Source organism: Salmonella sp. 741265116_PST (genome assembly GCF_046567715.1).
In the GTDB taxonomy this organism is placed as follows: domain Bacteria; phylum Pseudomonadota; class Gammaproteobacteria; order Enterobacterales; family Enterobacteriaceae; genus Salmonella; species Salmonella enterica.
Genome location: NZ_JBKFPH010000013.1, coordinates 60,027 through 73,110, shown reverse-complemented (window position 1 = coordinate 73,110; position 13,084 = coordinate 60,027). Strand labels below are relative to the sequence as shown.

The following is a 13,084-nucleotide window of genomic DNA, read 5'->3' as shown; positions in this document are numbered from 1 at the left end:
GGACGACAGTATGCATTATATCCAGCAGCCCCAAACCATTGAGGCCAACAGTTTCACCATTATTAGCGACATTATTCGCGAAACGCGTCCTGATTACCGTTTCGCCAGTCCGCTCCATGAGGCCATTATCAAGCGGGTTATTCATACCACCGCCGATTTCGACTGGCTGGACATTTTGTGGTTCTCTGCCGATGCGCTGGAGCAGCTTTGTGATGCGCTACGCCATCCGTGCATTATTTATACCGATACCACGATGGCGCTGTCCGGCATTAATAAAAGATTACTGGCGACGTTTGGCGGCGAGTGTCGCTGTTATATCAGCGATCCGCGCGTGGTGCGCGCCGCAAAAACGCAGGGGATTACCCGTTCAATGGCCGCCGTCGATATCGCTATCGCCGAGGAGGAGAAAAACAAACTCTTTGTTTTCGGTAATGCGCCGACGGCCCTGTTCCGTTTGCTTGAACATAACGTGAAGGTGAGCGGCGTGGTGGGCGTACCGGTAGGCTTTGTCGGCGCGGCGGAGTCCAAAGAGGCGCTCACCCATAGCCATTTCCCCGCGGTTGCCGCGTTAGGGCGGAAAGGCGGCAGTAACGTGGCTGCCGCTATCGTCAATGCGCTGCTCTATCACCTCCGGGAGGCCTGATGAGCGAGCTTTCTTTTGACGCGCCGGTCTGGCACCACGGTAAAGCGTTACGTAAAGGATATACCACTGGTTCCTGCGCGACGGCGGCGGCAAAAGTCGCCGCGCTGATGGTATTGCGTCAACATCTGATTCATCAGGTCTCCATCGTCACGCCGTCGGGCGTCACGCTATGTCTGAACGTGGAGTCGCCGCACATTGAAGGCCAGCAGGCGATAGCCGCAATTCGTAAAGATGGCGGCGATGATGTGGATGCCACGCACGGAATGCTGATTTTTGCCCGCGTTACGCTCAACGACAGCGGTGAGATTACGCTCACTGGCGGCGAAGGTATTGGTACAGTAACGCGTAAAGGGATTGGACTACCCCTCGGGAGCGCCGCCATCAATCGTACGCCGCGCCATACCATTGAGTCAGCGGTGCGCGAAGCGATAGGCCCGGCGCGTGGGGCCGATGTGGAGATTTTTGCCCCGGAAGGCGAAGTGCGGGCGCAAAAAACGTATAACTCGCGGCTTGGCATTCTTGGCGGCATTTCCATTATTGGCACTACCGGCATTGTGACGCCGATGTCGGAAGAAAGCTGGAAACGCTCGCTATCGCTGGAACTGGAGATCAAACGGGCGTCAGGATTAACGCGGGTGATACTCGTGCCGGGCAACCACGGCGAACGGTTTGTTCGCGAACAAATGGGCGTCGACACACAGGCAGTCGTCACCATGAGCAATTTTGTCGGCTACATGATTGAAGAGGCGGTACGGCTGGGATTTTGCCAGATAGTGCTGGTGGGGCATCCTGGAAAACTGATCAAAATCGCCGCCGGGATCTTTCATACCCATAGCCATATTGCCGATGCGCGCATGGAAACGCTGGTCGCGCATTTAGCTTTACTGGGCGCGCCGCTGGAGTTACTCACCCTGGTCGGCGATTGCGATACCACTGAAGCGGCAATGGAGCACATTGAAGCATATGGCTTCGGGCATATCTATAACCATCTTGCCAGGCGTATTTGTTTGCGAGTCATGCAGATGCTGCGTTTTACCAAAACGCCGCCTGTCTGCGACGCCATCCTGTTTTCTTTTGATAACCATATTCTCGGCAGTAATCGTCCCGTCGACGAGATTGCTAAGGAGCTGCAATGCTAACGGTCGTGGGAATGGGGCCCGCTGGACGGCATTTGATGACGCCTGCGGCGCTGGAAGCGATAGACCACGCCGATGCGCTGGCAGGCGGTAAACGGCATTTGGCGCAGTTTCCGGCGTTTGGCGGCGAACGATTTACGCTGGGCGCGGATATTGGCGCGTTGTTGTCCTGGATTGCCGCCCGTTGGGATAAAGGGATCGTGGTGCTGGCCTCCGGCGATCCGCTGTTTTATGGCATCGGTACACGCCTGGTGGCGCATTTTGGTATCGAACAGGTTCGCATTATCCCTGGCATCAGCGCCGTACAGTATCTGTGCGCACAGGCTGGAATTGATATGAATGACATGTGGTTGACCAGTAGCCACGGTCGTTGCGTCAGCTTCGAGCAGTTGGCGAACCATCGCAAAGTGGCGATGGTCACGGATGCCCGCTGCGGGCCGCGAGAAATCGCGCGGGAACTGGTCGCGCGCGGTAAAGGGCATCGCTTAATGGTGATTGGTGAAAATCTGGCGATGGAAAATGAGCGGATCCACTGGCTACCCGTCAGTGCGGTCAACGCCGACTATGAAATGAATGCAGTGGTGATCCTGGATGAAAGATGAGCTTTTTCTGCGCGGCGAGAACGTGCCAATGACCAAAGAGGCGGTACGGGCGCTGGCACTGTCGAAACTTGAGCTCCACCGCGCCAGTCACCTGATTGACGTCGGGGCGGGAACGGGAAGCGTCTCAATTGAAGCGGCGCTGCAATTTCCTTCGTTGCAGGTGACGGCTATCGAGCGTAATCCTGCCGCGCTACGGCTGCTTGATGAGAATCGTCAGCGCTTTGCCTGCAGCAATATCGATATTCTCCCCGGCGAAGCGCCAATGACCATAACCGGGAAAGCCGATGCGGTGTTTATGGGCGGCAGCGGCGGGCATCTGACGGCGCTGATTGACTGGGCGATGGGCCATCTGCATCCCGGTGGCCGTCTGGTGATGACCTTTATCTTGCAGGAAAACCTTCATAGCGCGCTGGCGCATCTTGCGCACATCGGCGCATGTCGAATGGACTGTGTACAGCTTCAGCTTTCATCGTTAACGCCGCTGGGGGCGGGACACTATTTCAAACCGAACAATCCTGTTTTTGTTATCGCCTGTCAGAAGGAAGAAAACCATGTCAGAGACATTTGATCCACGCTGTGTATGGTTCGTCGGCGCCGGGCCGGGCGATCGCGAGCTGATCACGCTTAAAGGCTACCGCCTGCTGCAACAGGCGCAGGTAGTTATCTATGCCGGTTCGCTGATCAATACCGAACTGCTGGATTACTGCCCCGCGCAGGCAGAACGCTACGACAGCGCCGAACTGCATCTTGAGCAGATTATCGAGCTGATGGCTGCGGGCGTGAAAGCGGGAAAAACGGTGGTGCGGTTGCAAACGGGCGATGTCTCGCTGTACGGCTCCGTACGTGAGCAAGGCGAAGAGTTAACTCGCCGTGGTATCGACTGGCAGGTAGTGCCTGGCGTCAGCGCGTTTCTCGGTGCTGCGGCGGAGCTGGGTGTGGAATATACCGTACCGGAGGTATCGCAGAGTCTCATTATTACCCGTCTGGAAGGGCGTACGCCAGTACCGGCGCGCGAACAACTGGAGGCTTTCGCCAGTCACCAGACGTCGATGGCGATTTATCTTTCCGTTCAGCGTATTCATCGGGTGTCGGAACGTCTCATTGCCGGCGGTTATCCGGCAACTACGCCTGTCGCGGTCATCTATAAGGCTACCTGGCCGGAAAGTCAGACCGTTCGCGGCACGTTAGCGGATATTAGCGACAAAGTACGTGATGCTGGCATCCGTAAGACGGCGCTAATCCTGGTCGGGAATTTTCTGGGTAAGGAGTATCACTACTCAAGACTTTATGCAGCGGACTTTAGCCATGAATACCGTAAAGCCTGAATCCATTGCGTTGTTTTGCCTGACGCCCGGCGGCGTGGCACTGGCAAAGAGACTCGCCGCGATGCTGCCGTTAACCTGCTTTACCAGTGAAAAACTGCGGGAAGAGGGATTTATTCCCTTCGATGGCGGATTCGCTAATACCGCCCGGCAGGCTTTTACCACTTATACCGCGCTTATTTTTATCGGCGCGACCGGCATTGCCGTTCGTGTCCTGGCGCCGTTAGTGAACGACAAGTTCAGCGATCCGGCGGTGGTCGTCATTGATGAACGTGGTCAGCATGTCATTAGCCTGCTTTCCGGTCATGCGGGCGGGGCCAATGCCTTGACGCGCTACCTGGCAGGAATGTTAGGCGCCGATCCGGTGATTACCACGGCAACGGATGTCAATGAGATGTCCGCGTTGGACACCTTAGCTTTCCAGCTTAACGCCCGCATGTCCGATCTTCGAACGGCGGTAAAAACCGTTAACCAGATGTTGGTCAGTCATCAACGTGTGGGGTTATGGTGGGATGCCGAACTAACGGAAGAGATCGGCCAGTGCGATATTCGCGGTTTTATCCCTGTTGATGATTTGCAGCGGTTGCCTGAACTGGATGCGCTTATCTGCGTCTCTTTGCGTAATGACCTCCCTGAGCTTCCCGTACCGCACTGGAAACTGGTGCCCCAGCGTGTGGTGGCGGGAATTGGCTGTTGCCGCGATACGCCATTTCCCCTGTTAGCGACATTACTGGCGCGTCAGCTTGAAGCGCAGAAACTCGATCCGCTGGCGTTAAAAGCGATTGGCAGCGTCACGCTCAAAAAAGGGGAGCCGGGGCTTATTCAGCTCGCCTCCTGCTGCCGCGTGCCTTTTAAAACCTTTACCGCCGAAGCGTTGCGCGAATTCGAACACCATTTTCCTGGTTCTGGCTTCGTCAGAAAAACGGTGGGCGTTGGCAGCGTATCCGGCCCAGCTGCGTGGTTATTAAGCCAGGGACAATTGTTAGGCGAGACCCTGCGAGAACAGGGCGTCACTATTACTTTAGGAGTTGCACACTGATGTTGAGCGTAATTGGTATTGGCCCCGGTTCGCAGGCAATGATGACGATGGAGGCGATTGAGGCGTTACAGGCGGCGGAAATCGTCGTGGGCTACAAAACCTATACCCATCTGGTTAAAGCATTCACCGGCGACAAACAGGTGATCAAGACCGGCATGTGTAAGGAAATTGAACGCTGCCAGGCGGCTATTGAACTGGCGCAGGCTGGGCATAACGTAGCGCTCATCAGCAGCGGGGATGCGGGCATTTACGGCATGGCGGGGCTGGTGCTGGAACTGGTCGGCAAGCAGAAGCTGGATGTAGAGGTTCGCCTTATTCCGGGGATGACCGCCAGTATCGCAGCCGCCTCGCTGCTGGGTGCGCCGCTGATGCACGACTTCTGTCATATCAGCCTCAGCGACCTGCTGACGCCGTGGCCGGTGATTGAAAAACGCATTGTTGCCGCAGGCGAAGCCGACTTCGTTATCTGTTTTTACAACCCGCGCAGCCGCGGCCGCGAAGGGCATCTGGCGCGCGCGTGTGACCTGCTTGCCGCCAGTAAAAGCGCGCAAACGCCGATTGGCGTGGTGAAATCCGCCGGACGTAAGAAAGAGGAAAAATGGCTGACTACGCTCGGCGATATGGATTTTGAACCGGTAGATATGACCAGTCTGGTCATCGTCGGTAATAAAACGACCTATGTTCAGGATGGGCTGATGATAACGCCGCGAGGTTACACGCTGTGAATGAGGGGGATGTGCTGGTGGTGGGCGGCACCAGCGATGCGCGCGCGTTATGCCGACAACTGGATGCGGCGAACGTCGCGTACACCTTATCCGTGGCGACGCCAGCCGGAAAAGCGCTGGCTGGCGACATTAAAGGACAGGTGCGCTGTGGTCGTCTGGAGTACGGGCAGATGGTCGCCTGGCTAAAAGAAAACCGTACTCGCTGGGTAATAGATGCATCGCATCCTTATGCAGAAATGGTCAGCCATAACCTCCTTCGCGCCTGTGAAACGGCAGGCGTGTTGTTAAGTCGTTATCAGCGTCCGGAGCAGCTTAGCAATCTGACGCATCCGCTTCTCTATACGGCGCGCAGTATTGCCGATGCCTGCGAGATAGCGAGGCGTTTTGGTCCGCGCGTGTTACTGACGACCGGCAGTAAAGATCTGGCCGTCTGGCGTGCCGGGCTGGCGGAAAAAACGTTGCTGGCGCGCGTACTGCCCGTGGCGGAGGTGATTCAACGCTGCAGCGAACTGGGGTTCGGCGTTGGAGAAATTTTCGCACTGTGTGGGCCGTTCAGCGCTGATTTTAACGCCGCGTTTTACCACCAGTGCCGGGCCGACGTAGTCATTACCAAAGCGTCCGGCGCGGAGGGGGGATATCAGGAAAAAGTTCAGCCCTGTCTGGATGCGGGCATTCCCTGCATCGTTATTGCGCGCCCGACGCCGCTTGTGACGGGTGATGAGTTACTGGAAAGCCAGGCCGCCTTTGCGCAGCGTTTATCGCGCTGGCTGGCCGCAGCTAAGGAGTAAAAATGAAAAAAGCGCTTCTGGTAGTCAGTTTTGGCACCAGCTATCACGACACCTGTGAAAAAAACATTGTGGCGTGCGAACGTGATCTGGCGGCGTCCTGTCCCGATCGCGACCTGTTTCGCGCCTTCACTTCCGGAATGATCATTCGCAAGCTTCGCCAGCGTGACGGTATCGACATCGATACGCCATTACAGGCTTTGCAAAAGCTTGCCGCACAGGGATATCAGGACGTGGCGATTCAGTCGTTGCACATTATTAACGGCGACGAATATGAAAAAATTGTCCGTGAGGTACAACTCTTGCGTCCGTTATTCACTCGCCTGACGCTGGGCGTGCCGCTGCTGAGCAGCCATAACGATTATGTGCAGCTAATGCAGGCGTTGCGACAACAGATGCCATCGCTCAGACAAACGGAGAAAGTCGTTTTTATGGGCCACGGCGCCAGCCATCACGCATTCGCAGCTTATGCCTGTCTCGATCATATGATGACCGCGCAGCGCTTCCCGGCGCGCGTCGGCGCCGTAGAAAGCTACCCGGAGGTCGACATTCTGATCGACAGCCTGCGTGACGAAGGCGTCACCGGCGTACATTTGATGCCATTAATGCTGGTGGCGGGCGATCACGCCATTAATGATATGGCTTCAGACGACGGCGACTCATGGAAAATGCGCTTTAACGCGGCGGGCATTCCGGCGACGCCGTGGCTGAGCGGGCTGGGAGAAAACCCGGCTATCCGGGCGATGTTTGTCGCGCATTTGCACCAGGCGCTGAACATGGCGGTAGAGGAGGCGGCATGAACGGTAAATTATACGCATTAAGTACCGGGCCAGGCGCGCCCGACCTGATAACCGTCCGCGCAGCGCGGATTCTTGGCTCGCTGGACATTCTGTATGCGCCCGCCGGTCGTAAGGGGGGCGATAGTCTGGCGCTGTCGATTGTGCGCGACTATCTCGGCGAGCAGACGGAAGTACGTTGTTGCCATTTCCCTATGAGCGCTGACGGCGCCGAGAAAGAAGCGGTCTGGAATGAGGTTGCCGCCGCGCTTACCGCAGCGGTGGAAGCAGGTAAACAGGTCGGTTTTATTACCCTGGGCGATGCGATGCTATTCAGTACCTGGATTTTTTTACTCCAGCGAATCGGCTGCCCGGAGTGGCTGGAGATTGTCCCCGGCGTCATGTCCTTCGCCGCGATAGCCGCCCGCGCGAAAATGCCGCTCGCCATAGAACGGCAATCGCTGGCGGTTATTTCTTGTACCGCGCCGGAAGCGGAAATAGCCCAGGCGCTACAACAGCATGATAGCCTGGTGTTGATGAAAGTGTATGGCCGGTTCGCTCGTATTAAAGCGTTGCTGGCGCAGGCTGGCCTGCTGGAATGCGCCTTAATGATGTCCGAGGCCACGCTGCCCGGCGAGCAGTGCTGGCGCCATCTCCACGAGGTCAACGATGATCGACCGTTGCCCTATTTTTCGACCATTCTGGTCAATAAACAGTGGGAGTATGCAGAATGAAACTTGAACAGCAGCTTCGACAGTTGTCTTTCAGTGGACTGGCTGCAGCGCTATTGCTGATGGTTGTCCCGCAACAGGCGTTTGCGATGCATATCATGGAGGGCTTTTTACCGCCAGTGTGGGCGCTGGCCTGGTGGTTACTGTTTTTACCCTGCTTGTGGTATGGGCTGGTGCGCTTACGGCGTATTGTGCAGGAGGATAATCATCAGAAGGTACTGCTGGCGCTGTGCGGCGCGTTTATTTTTGTCCTGTCCGCGCTCAAAATTCCGTCGGTAACGGGGAGTTGTTCACATCCGACCGGCGTTGGTCTGGCGGTTATCTTGTTCGGGCCCGGGGTGGTGGCGATTCTCGGCGCGGTTGTGCTGTTGTTTCAGGCGCTATTGCTGGCGCACGGCGGCCTGACGACGCTTGGCGCAAATGGAATGTCGATGGCGGTGATTGGCCCGGTTGTCGGTTATCTGGTGTGGAAAATGGCCTGCCGTGCCGGACTGCGCCGTGATGTCGCCGTTTTTCTGTGCGCGATGCTGGCGGATTTGGCGACCTATTTTGTGACTTCAGTCCAGCTTGGCGTTGCGTTTCCCGATCCCCATGCCGGAGCGACAGGGTCTGTTGTGAAGTTTATGGGGATTTTCTGCCTCACACAGATTCCTGTCGCCATTGCCGAAGGTTTATTAACCGTCATGATTTATGACCAGTTAACCAAACGGCAAGTGATTACCGTACAAGGACATTAAAATGAAAAAAACGTTGATGTTGTTAGCGATGGTGGTAGCGCTGGTGATTCTGCCGTTTTTTATTAACCATGGCGGTGAATATGGCGGTTCAGACGGCGAAGCGGAAAGCCAGATTCAGGCTATTGCGCCGCAGTATAAACCCTGGTTTCAGCCGTTATATGAACCTGCCAGCGGTGAAATTGAAAGCCTGCTGTTTACCCTTCAGGGCTCTCTTGGCGCGGCGGTGATTTTTTATATCCTGGGGTATTGCAAAGGTAAACAACGCCGTGATGACCGGGCTTGATCGACTCAGCTATCAAAGCCGCTGGGCACACGTTGCGCCGCAGCGCAAGTTTTTGCTGTGGCTGGCGATGATGATACTGGCGTTTGTTCTGCCGCCTGTAGGACAGGGCATTGAGCTGCTGATCATTGCCGGATTGAGCTGTTGGCTATTGCGCATATCCCTCTGGCGCTGGTGTCGATGGATGGCGATACCTTTTGGATTTTTGTTGGTCGGCGTGATAACGATTATCTTCAGCATCAGCCGCGAGCCGCAAATGCTGCTGGCTGGCATATCTGTCGGGCCGTACTGGATCGGGATTACCCGTGCGGGCGTAGTTACGGCGAATGAAACGTTCTGGCGTAGCCTGACGGCGCTGTCCGCGACGTTGTGGCTGGTGATGAACCTACCGTTTCCGCAGTTAATTAACTTGCTTAAGCGCGCGCGTATTCCACGCCTGCTTACCGAGCAAATCCTGTTAACGTGGCGCTTTCTCTTTATTCTTCTGGATGAGGCGGCGGCAATTCGTCGCGCGCAAACGCTGCGTTTTGGTTATTGCAGCCTGCCGAACGGCTATCGATCTCTGGCGATGCTGGCTGGACTCCTGTTTACGCGAGTGTTAATGCGTTATCAGCAAATGACCACCACGCTGGATATCAAACTGTATCAGGGTGATTTTCACCTGTAAGGACTATTATGCTTGCCACTTCAGACCTGTGGTTTCGTTATCAGGATGAGCCTGTACTTAAAGGGGTAAATCTGGATTTTTCGCTTTCGCCTGTTACCGGTTTGGTGGGCGCGAACGGCTGTGGGAAGTCTACGCTTTTTATGAACCTGAGCGGCCTGTTGCGTCCGCAAAAAGGGGCCGTGTTGTGGCAGGGAAAACCGCTGGATTACAGCAAGCGCGGACTACTGGCGCTGCGCCAGCAAGTTGCGACGGTTTTTCAGGACCCTGAACAGCAGATTTTTTATACTGATATCGATAGCGATATTGCGTTTAGTTTACGTAATTTGGGGGTGCCGGAAGCGGAAATCACGCGCCGCGTCGACGAGGCGCTAACGCTGGTTGACGCCCAACATTTTCGCCATCAGCCCATTCAGTGTTTGAGTCATGGGCAAAAAAAACGTGTGGCTATCGCCGGAGCGCTGGTGCTACAGGCGCGCTATCTATTGCTGGATGAACCCACTGCTGGTCTCGATCCCGCAGGGCGCACTCAGATGCTTGCTATCATCAGGCGGATTGTGGCGCAGGGAAATCATGTCATTATCTCCAGCCATGATATCGATCTTATTTATGAAATTAGCGATGTCGTATACGTGTTACGTCAAGGCCAGATCCTGACGCATGGCGCGCCTGGCGAGGTTTTCGCGTGTACGGAAGCGATGGAACACGCGGGGCTAACCCAGCCCTGGCTGGTCAAACTTCATACTCAACTGGGACTGCCGCTGTGTAAAACAGAAACGGAGTTTTTTCATCGAATGCAAAAGTGCGCATTCAGGGAGGCGTCATGACACAGGCAGTTATGTTGCAGGGGACGGCATCCGACGTCGGCAAAAGTGTGCTGGCGGCGGGTTTATGCCGCATTTTTTATCAGGATGGTCTGCGTACCGCGCCGTTTAAATCGCAAAATATGGCGCTTAATTCTGGTATTACGCCGGATGGTAAAGAGATGGGGCGGGCGCAGATTTTTCAGGCGGAAGCCGCGGGGATCACGCCAGATGTGCGTATGAATCCGGTGCTGCTCAAACCGACCAGCGATCGCCAGGCGCAGGTCGTGCTGATGGGGAAAGTGGCGACCAATATGGATGCGGTGAGTTACCATGACTATAAACCGCGTTTGCGTGAGCAAATCCTTGCGGTCTATAACAGCCTGGCGCAGGAATATGACGTTATTGTGCTGGAAGGCGCCGGAAGCCCGGCGGAAATCAATCTGCGCGATCGTGATATCGTCAATATGGGAATGGCGGAAATGGCCCAGTGTCCGGTTATTCTGGTGGCGGATATCGACCGGGGCGGCGTATTCGCCGCTATTTATGGCACGCTGGCGCTGCTGCATAAACAGGAGCGTGACAGAGTAAAGGGCGTCATTATCAACAAATTCCGCGGCGATGTGGCGCTGCTCTATTCCGGTATCGAACAAATCGAATCGCTTACCGGCGTCCCGGTCCTGGGAGTGATGCCGTGGCTGGATGTGGATCTGGAAGATGAAGATGGCGTCGCGCTGCAAAACGATAAATATCGCGGTAACGCCCCCCGTGATATCACTATTGCCATTGTGCAACTGCCACATATTTCTAACTTTACGGATTTTAACGCTCTGGCGGCGCAGCCGGATGTGCGCATACGCTATATTCGCCGCCCGGAAGCGTTGACTGACGTTGATCTGGTGATCCTGCCGGGCAGTAAGAATACGCTGAGCGACCTCGCCTGGCTGCGCGAAAGCGGGATGGTGGATGCGGTATTGCAGACACATCGGCAGGGCGTGCCGGTGATGGGAATTTGCGGCGGCTACCAGATGCTGGGCGACACCATTGTGGATGAGGTGGAGTCGGGGCTGGGTACGCAGCCGGGTCTGGGGCTGCTTAATACGATCACTCGCTTTGCACAGGATAAAACCACGACGCAGGTTAACGCGACAATGTCAGGCGAGCTGCCCGGCTGGCTGGCTGCCGCGGCGGGGCTACCGGTACGCGGCTATGAAATCCACATGGGGGAAACGGTGCTGCAGGAAGGATGCTGTACGGCCATGACGTTACAGAAAAATGGATGCTCTGTGGCGGATGGCGCGGTCACCGCCGACGGACTGGCGTTTGGCACTTACCTTCACGGCCTGTTTGACAGCGATGCGTTTACCCGTGCGGTGGTCAATGGGTTACGGGCACGAAAAGGACTTGTGCCGTGGGAAACGACTTTTTGTTATGCGGAGCATAAAGCGCGGCAATTTGATCTGCTGGCGGAAACGATGCGGCAACATATTGATATTGATAAAATTTATACCATCATGCAACAACATCAGGAGCCGGTATGATGATTCTGGTGACGGGCGGGGCGCGTAGTGGTAAAAGCCGTCATGCTGAAGCCTTAATTGGCGATGCGCCGCAGGTACTGTATATCGCCACCTCGCAGATTCTTGATGACGAGATGGCGGCGAGAATTCAGCATCATAAAGATGGCAGGCCGGCACACTGGCGGACCGCAGAATGCTGGCGGCATCTTGATACGTTGATTACCGCGGATCTTGCCCCTGACGACGCGATTTTGCTGGAATGTATTACCACCATGGTGACGAATCTGCTGTTTGCGCTGGGAGGCGAAAAAGATCCCGAACAGTGGGATTATGCGGCGATGGAGCGCGCCATTGACGATGAAATTCAGATTTTAATTGCAGCCTGCCAGCGCTGCCCGGCGAAAGTGGTACTGGTGACAAATGAGGTGGGAATGGGGATCGTCCCGGAAAACCGTCTGGCGCGCCATTTTCGTGATATTGCCGGTCGGGTCAACCAACGACTGGCGGCAGCGGCGGATGAGGTCTGGCTGGTGGTCTCAGGTATTGGAGTCAAAATTAAATGAGTAAGCTGTTTTGGGCCATGCTCGCTTTTATTAGCCGCTTGCCCGTGCCGTCACGCTGGTCGCAGGGACTGGATTTCGAGCAGTATTCGCGTGGGATCGTGATGTTTCCCTTTATCGGGTTGATTCTGGGGGGGATAAGCGGCCTGATTTTCATCCTCCTGCAACCCTGGTGCGGTATTCCGCTAGCGGCGTTGTTCTGTATTCTGGCGCTGGCGCTGCTGACCGGTGGTTTTCACCTGGATGGGCTGGCCGATACCTGCGATGGCATTTTTTCCGCGCGCCGCCGTGAGCGAATGCTGGAGATTATGCGCGATAGTCGTCTGGGAACCCATGGCGGGCTGGCGCTTATTTTTGTGCTACTGGCAAAAATTCTGGTGGTCAGCGAACTGGCGTTACGTGGAACGCCAATGTTGGCGGCGCTGGCAGCGGCCTGTGCGGCTGGGCGCGGCAGCGCCGTTTTATTGATGTACCGTCATCGCTACGCCCGTGAAGAGGGGCTTGGCAATGTATTTATCGGTAAAGTCAGCGGACGGCAAACCTGCATTACTCTGGGATTGGCGGTAATCGTCGCCACGGTATTACTGCCTGGTATGCAAGGACTGGCCGCAATGGTGGTCACACTCGCGGCGATTTTCATCCTTGGCCAGTTGCTTAAACGTACGCTTGGCGGTCAAACCGGCGATACGCTGGGCGCGGCGATCGAACTTGGCGAACTGATCTTTCTGCTGGCTCTGTTATGAGCCGATTATTACGGACGA

General features: G+C 55.8%; 17 protein-coding genes. All 17 read left to right on the top strand.

Annotated elements, in window-relative coordinates; translation table 11 throughout:
• Positions 1–10: 10 nt before the first annotated feature.
• The 17 genes from ACLD11_RS11405 to cobS are packed head-to-tail and all read left to right on the top strand — an operon-like array spanning position 11 to position 13,066.
• Entirely contained in the window at positions 11–643 is a 633-nt protein-coding gene (locus tag ACLD11_RS11405; protein ID WP_000558986.1) for a cobalt-precorrin-8 methylmutase, read from the top strand.
• Entirely contained in the window at positions 643–1,782 is a 1,140-nt protein-coding gene (cbiD, locus tag ACLD11_RS11400; RefSeq protein WP_001292910.1) for a cobalt-precorrin-5B (C(1))-methyltransferase CbiD, read from the top strand. Before ACLD11_RS11405 ends, cbiD begins: the two co-directional genes overlap by 1 nt.
• Positions 1,776–2,381, top strand: a complete 606-nt coding sequence (locus ACLD11_RS11395; RefSeq protein WP_000958841.1) for a cobalt-precorrin-7 (C(5))-methyltransferase — start codon at positions 1,776–1,778, stop codon at positions 2,379–2,381. Before cbiD ends, ACLD11_RS11395 begins: the two co-directional genes overlap by 7 nt.
• Positions 2,371–2,949, top strand: a complete 579-nt coding sequence (locus tag ACLD11_RS11390) for a decarboxylating cobalt-precorrin-6B (C(15))-methyltransferase (RefSeq protein ID WP_183059244.1) — start codon at positions 2,371–2,373, stop codon at positions 2,947–2,949. The genes ACLD11_RS11395 and ACLD11_RS11390 overlap by 11 nt, the downstream gene beginning before the upstream one ends.
• On the top strand, positions 2,933–3,706 hold the full coding sequence (locus tag ACLD11_RS11385; protein WP_023219321.1) for a cobalt-precorrin-4 methyltransferase: 774 nt from the start codon (positions 2,933–2,935) through the stop codon (positions 3,704–3,706). Before ACLD11_RS11390 ends, ACLD11_RS11385 begins: the two co-directional genes overlap by 17 nt.
• The gene (gene cbiG / locus ACLD11_RS11380) at positions 3,687–4,742 is read left to right on the top strand and encodes a cobalt-precorrin 5A hydrolase (protein WP_411014921.1); all 1,056 of its coding nucleotides are present in this window, start codon (positions 3,687–3,689) and stop codon (positions 4,740–4,742) included. The genes ACLD11_RS11385 and cbiG overlap by 20 nt, the downstream gene beginning before the upstream one ends.
• Positions 4,742–5,467, top strand: coding sequence for a precorrin-3B C(17)-methyltransferase (locus ACLD11_RS11375; protein WP_411014920.1), 726 nt, complete (start codon positions 4,742–4,744; stop codon positions 5,465–5,467). The genes cbiG and ACLD11_RS11375 overlap by 1 nt, the downstream gene beginning before the upstream one ends.
• Positions 5,464–6,255: a cobalt-precorrin-6A reductase gene (locus ACLD11_RS11370; protein WP_001001975.1), complete on the top strand. Its 792-nt coding sequence runs from the start codon at positions 5,464–5,466 to the stop codon at positions 6,253–6,255. The genes ACLD11_RS11375 and ACLD11_RS11370 overlap by 4 nt, the downstream gene beginning before the upstream one ends.
• A 2-nt stretch (positions 6,256–6,257) precedes the next feature.
• Entirely contained in the window at positions 6,258–7,052 is a 795-nt protein-coding gene (cbiK, locus tag ACLD11_RS11365) for a sirohydrochlorin cobaltochelatase (RefSeq protein WP_000709784.1), read from the top strand.
• Positions 7,049–7,762, top strand: coding sequence for a cobalt-factor II C(20)-methyltransferase (locus tag ACLD11_RS11360; protein ID WP_350409831.1), 714 nt, complete (start codon positions 7,049–7,051; stop codon positions 7,760–7,762). Before cbiK ends, ACLD11_RS11360 begins: the two co-directional genes overlap by 4 nt.
• A complete protein-coding gene (cbiM, locus tag ACLD11_RS11355) occupies positions 7,759–8,496 on the top strand; it encodes a cobalt ECF transporter S component CbiM (protein WP_000764336.1) in 738 nt (245 codons plus the stop codon). Before ACLD11_RS11360 ends, cbiM begins: the two co-directional genes overlap by 4 nt.
• 1 nt (position 8,497) lies before the next feature.
• On the top strand, positions 8,498–8,779 hold the full coding sequence (locus tag ACLD11_RS11350) for an energy-coupling factor ABC transporter substrate-binding protein (RefSeq protein WP_000753212.1): 282 nt from the start codon (positions 8,498–8,500) through the stop codon (positions 8,777–8,779).
• Positions 8,766–9,443, top strand: a complete 678-nt coding sequence (locus ACLD11_RS11345; protein ID WP_411014935.1) for an energy-coupling factor ABC transporter transmembrane protein — start codon at positions 8,766–8,768, stop codon at positions 9,441–9,443. Before ACLD11_RS11350 ends, ACLD11_RS11345 begins: the two co-directional genes overlap by 14 nt.
• Positions 9,444–9,451: 8 nt before the next feature.
• Entirely contained in the window at positions 9,452–10,267 is an 816-nt protein-coding gene (locus ACLD11_RS11340) for an energy-coupling factor ABC transporter ATP-binding protein (RefSeq protein ID WP_411014919.1), read from the top strand.
• Positions 10,264–11,784, top strand: a complete 1,521-nt coding sequence (locus ACLD11_RS11335) for a cobyric acid synthase (RefSeq protein WP_411014918.1) — start codon at positions 10,264–10,266, stop codon at positions 11,782–11,784. Before ACLD11_RS11340 ends, ACLD11_RS11335 begins: the two co-directional genes overlap by 4 nt.
• Entirely contained in the window at positions 11,781–12,326 is a 546-nt protein-coding gene (cobU, locus tag ACLD11_RS11330; RefSeq protein ID WP_411014917.1) for a bifunctional adenosylcobinamide kinase/adenosylcobinamide-phosphate guanylyltransferase, read from the top strand. The genes ACLD11_RS11335 and cobU overlap by 4 nt, the downstream gene beginning before the upstream one ends.
• Positions 12,323–13,066, top strand: a complete 744-nt coding sequence (gene cobS, locus ACLD11_RS11325) for an adenosylcobinamide-GDP ribazoletransferase (protein ID WP_064043502.1) — start codon at positions 12,323–12,325, stop codon at positions 13,064–13,066. Before cobU ends, cobS begins: the two co-directional genes overlap by 4 nt.
• Positions 13,067–13,084 lie beyond the last annotated feature (18 nt).

Excerpts from the sequence above, each read along its gene's own strand:
- ACLD11_RS11335 (WP_411014918.1), top strand. The coding sequence starts at position 10,264 with ATGACACAGGCAGTTATGTTGCAGGGGACGGCATCCGACGTCGGCAAA.
- cbiM (WP_000764336.1), top strand. The coding sequence starts at position 7,759 with ATGAAACTTGAACAGCAGCTTCGACAGTTGTCTTTCAGTGGACTGGCT.
- ACLD11_RS11390 (WP_183059244.1), top strand. The coding sequence starts at position 2,371 with ATGAAAGATGAGCTTTTTCTGCGCGGCGAGAACGTGCCAATGACCAAA.
- cbiD (WP_001292910.1), top strand. The coding sequence starts at position 643 with ATGAGCGAGCTTTCTTTTGACGCGCCGGTCTGGCACCACGGTAAAGCG.
- ACLD11_RS11350 (WP_000753212.1), top strand. The coding sequence starts at position 8,498 with ATGAAAAAAACGTTGATGTTGTTAGCGATGGTGGTAGCGCTGGTGATT.
- ACLD11_RS11395 (WP_000958841.1), top strand. The coding sequence starts at position 1,776 with ATGCTAACGGTCGTGGGAATGGGGCCCGCTGGACGGCATTTGATGACG.
- cbiK (WP_000709784.1), top strand. The coding sequence starts at position 6,258 with ATGAAAAAAGCGCTTCTGGTAGTCAGTTTTGGCACCAGCTATCACGAC.
- ACLD11_RS11375 (WP_411014920.1), top strand. The coding sequence starts at position 4,742 with ATGTTGAGCGTAATTGGTATTGGCCCCGGTTCGCAGGCAATGATGACG.
- ACLD11_RS11360 (WP_350409831.1), top strand. The coding sequence starts at position 7,049 with ATGAACGGTAAATTATACGCATTAAGTACCGGGCCAGGCGCGCCCGAC.
- cobS (WP_064043502.1), top strand. The coding sequence starts at position 12,323 with ATGAGTAAGCTGTTTTGGGCCATGCTCGCTTTTATTAGCCGCTTGCCC.
- ACLD11_RS11345 (WP_411014935.1), top strand. The coding sequence starts at position 8,766 with ATGACCGGGCTTGATCGACTCAGCTATCAAAGCCGCTGGGCACACGTT.
- ACLD11_RS11340 (WP_411014919.1), top strand. The coding sequence starts at position 9,452 with ATGCTTGCCACTTCAGACCTGTGGTTTCGTTATCAGGATGAGCCTGTA.
- cobU (WP_411014917.1), top strand. The coding sequence starts at position 11,781 with ATGATGATTCTGGTGACGGGCGGGGCGCGTAGTGGTAAAAGCCGTCAT.
- cbiG (WP_411014921.1), top strand. The coding sequence starts at position 3,687 with ATGAATACCGTAAAGCCTGAATCCATTGCGTTGTTTTGCCTGACGCCC.
- ACLD11_RS11405 (WP_000558986.1), top strand. The coding sequence starts at position 11 with ATGCATTATATCCAGCAGCCCCAAACCATTGAGGCCAACAGTTTCACC.
- ACLD11_RS11385 (WP_023219321.1), top strand. The coding sequence starts at position 2,933 with ATGTCAGAGACATTTGATCCACGCTGTGTATGGTTCGTCGGCGCCGGG.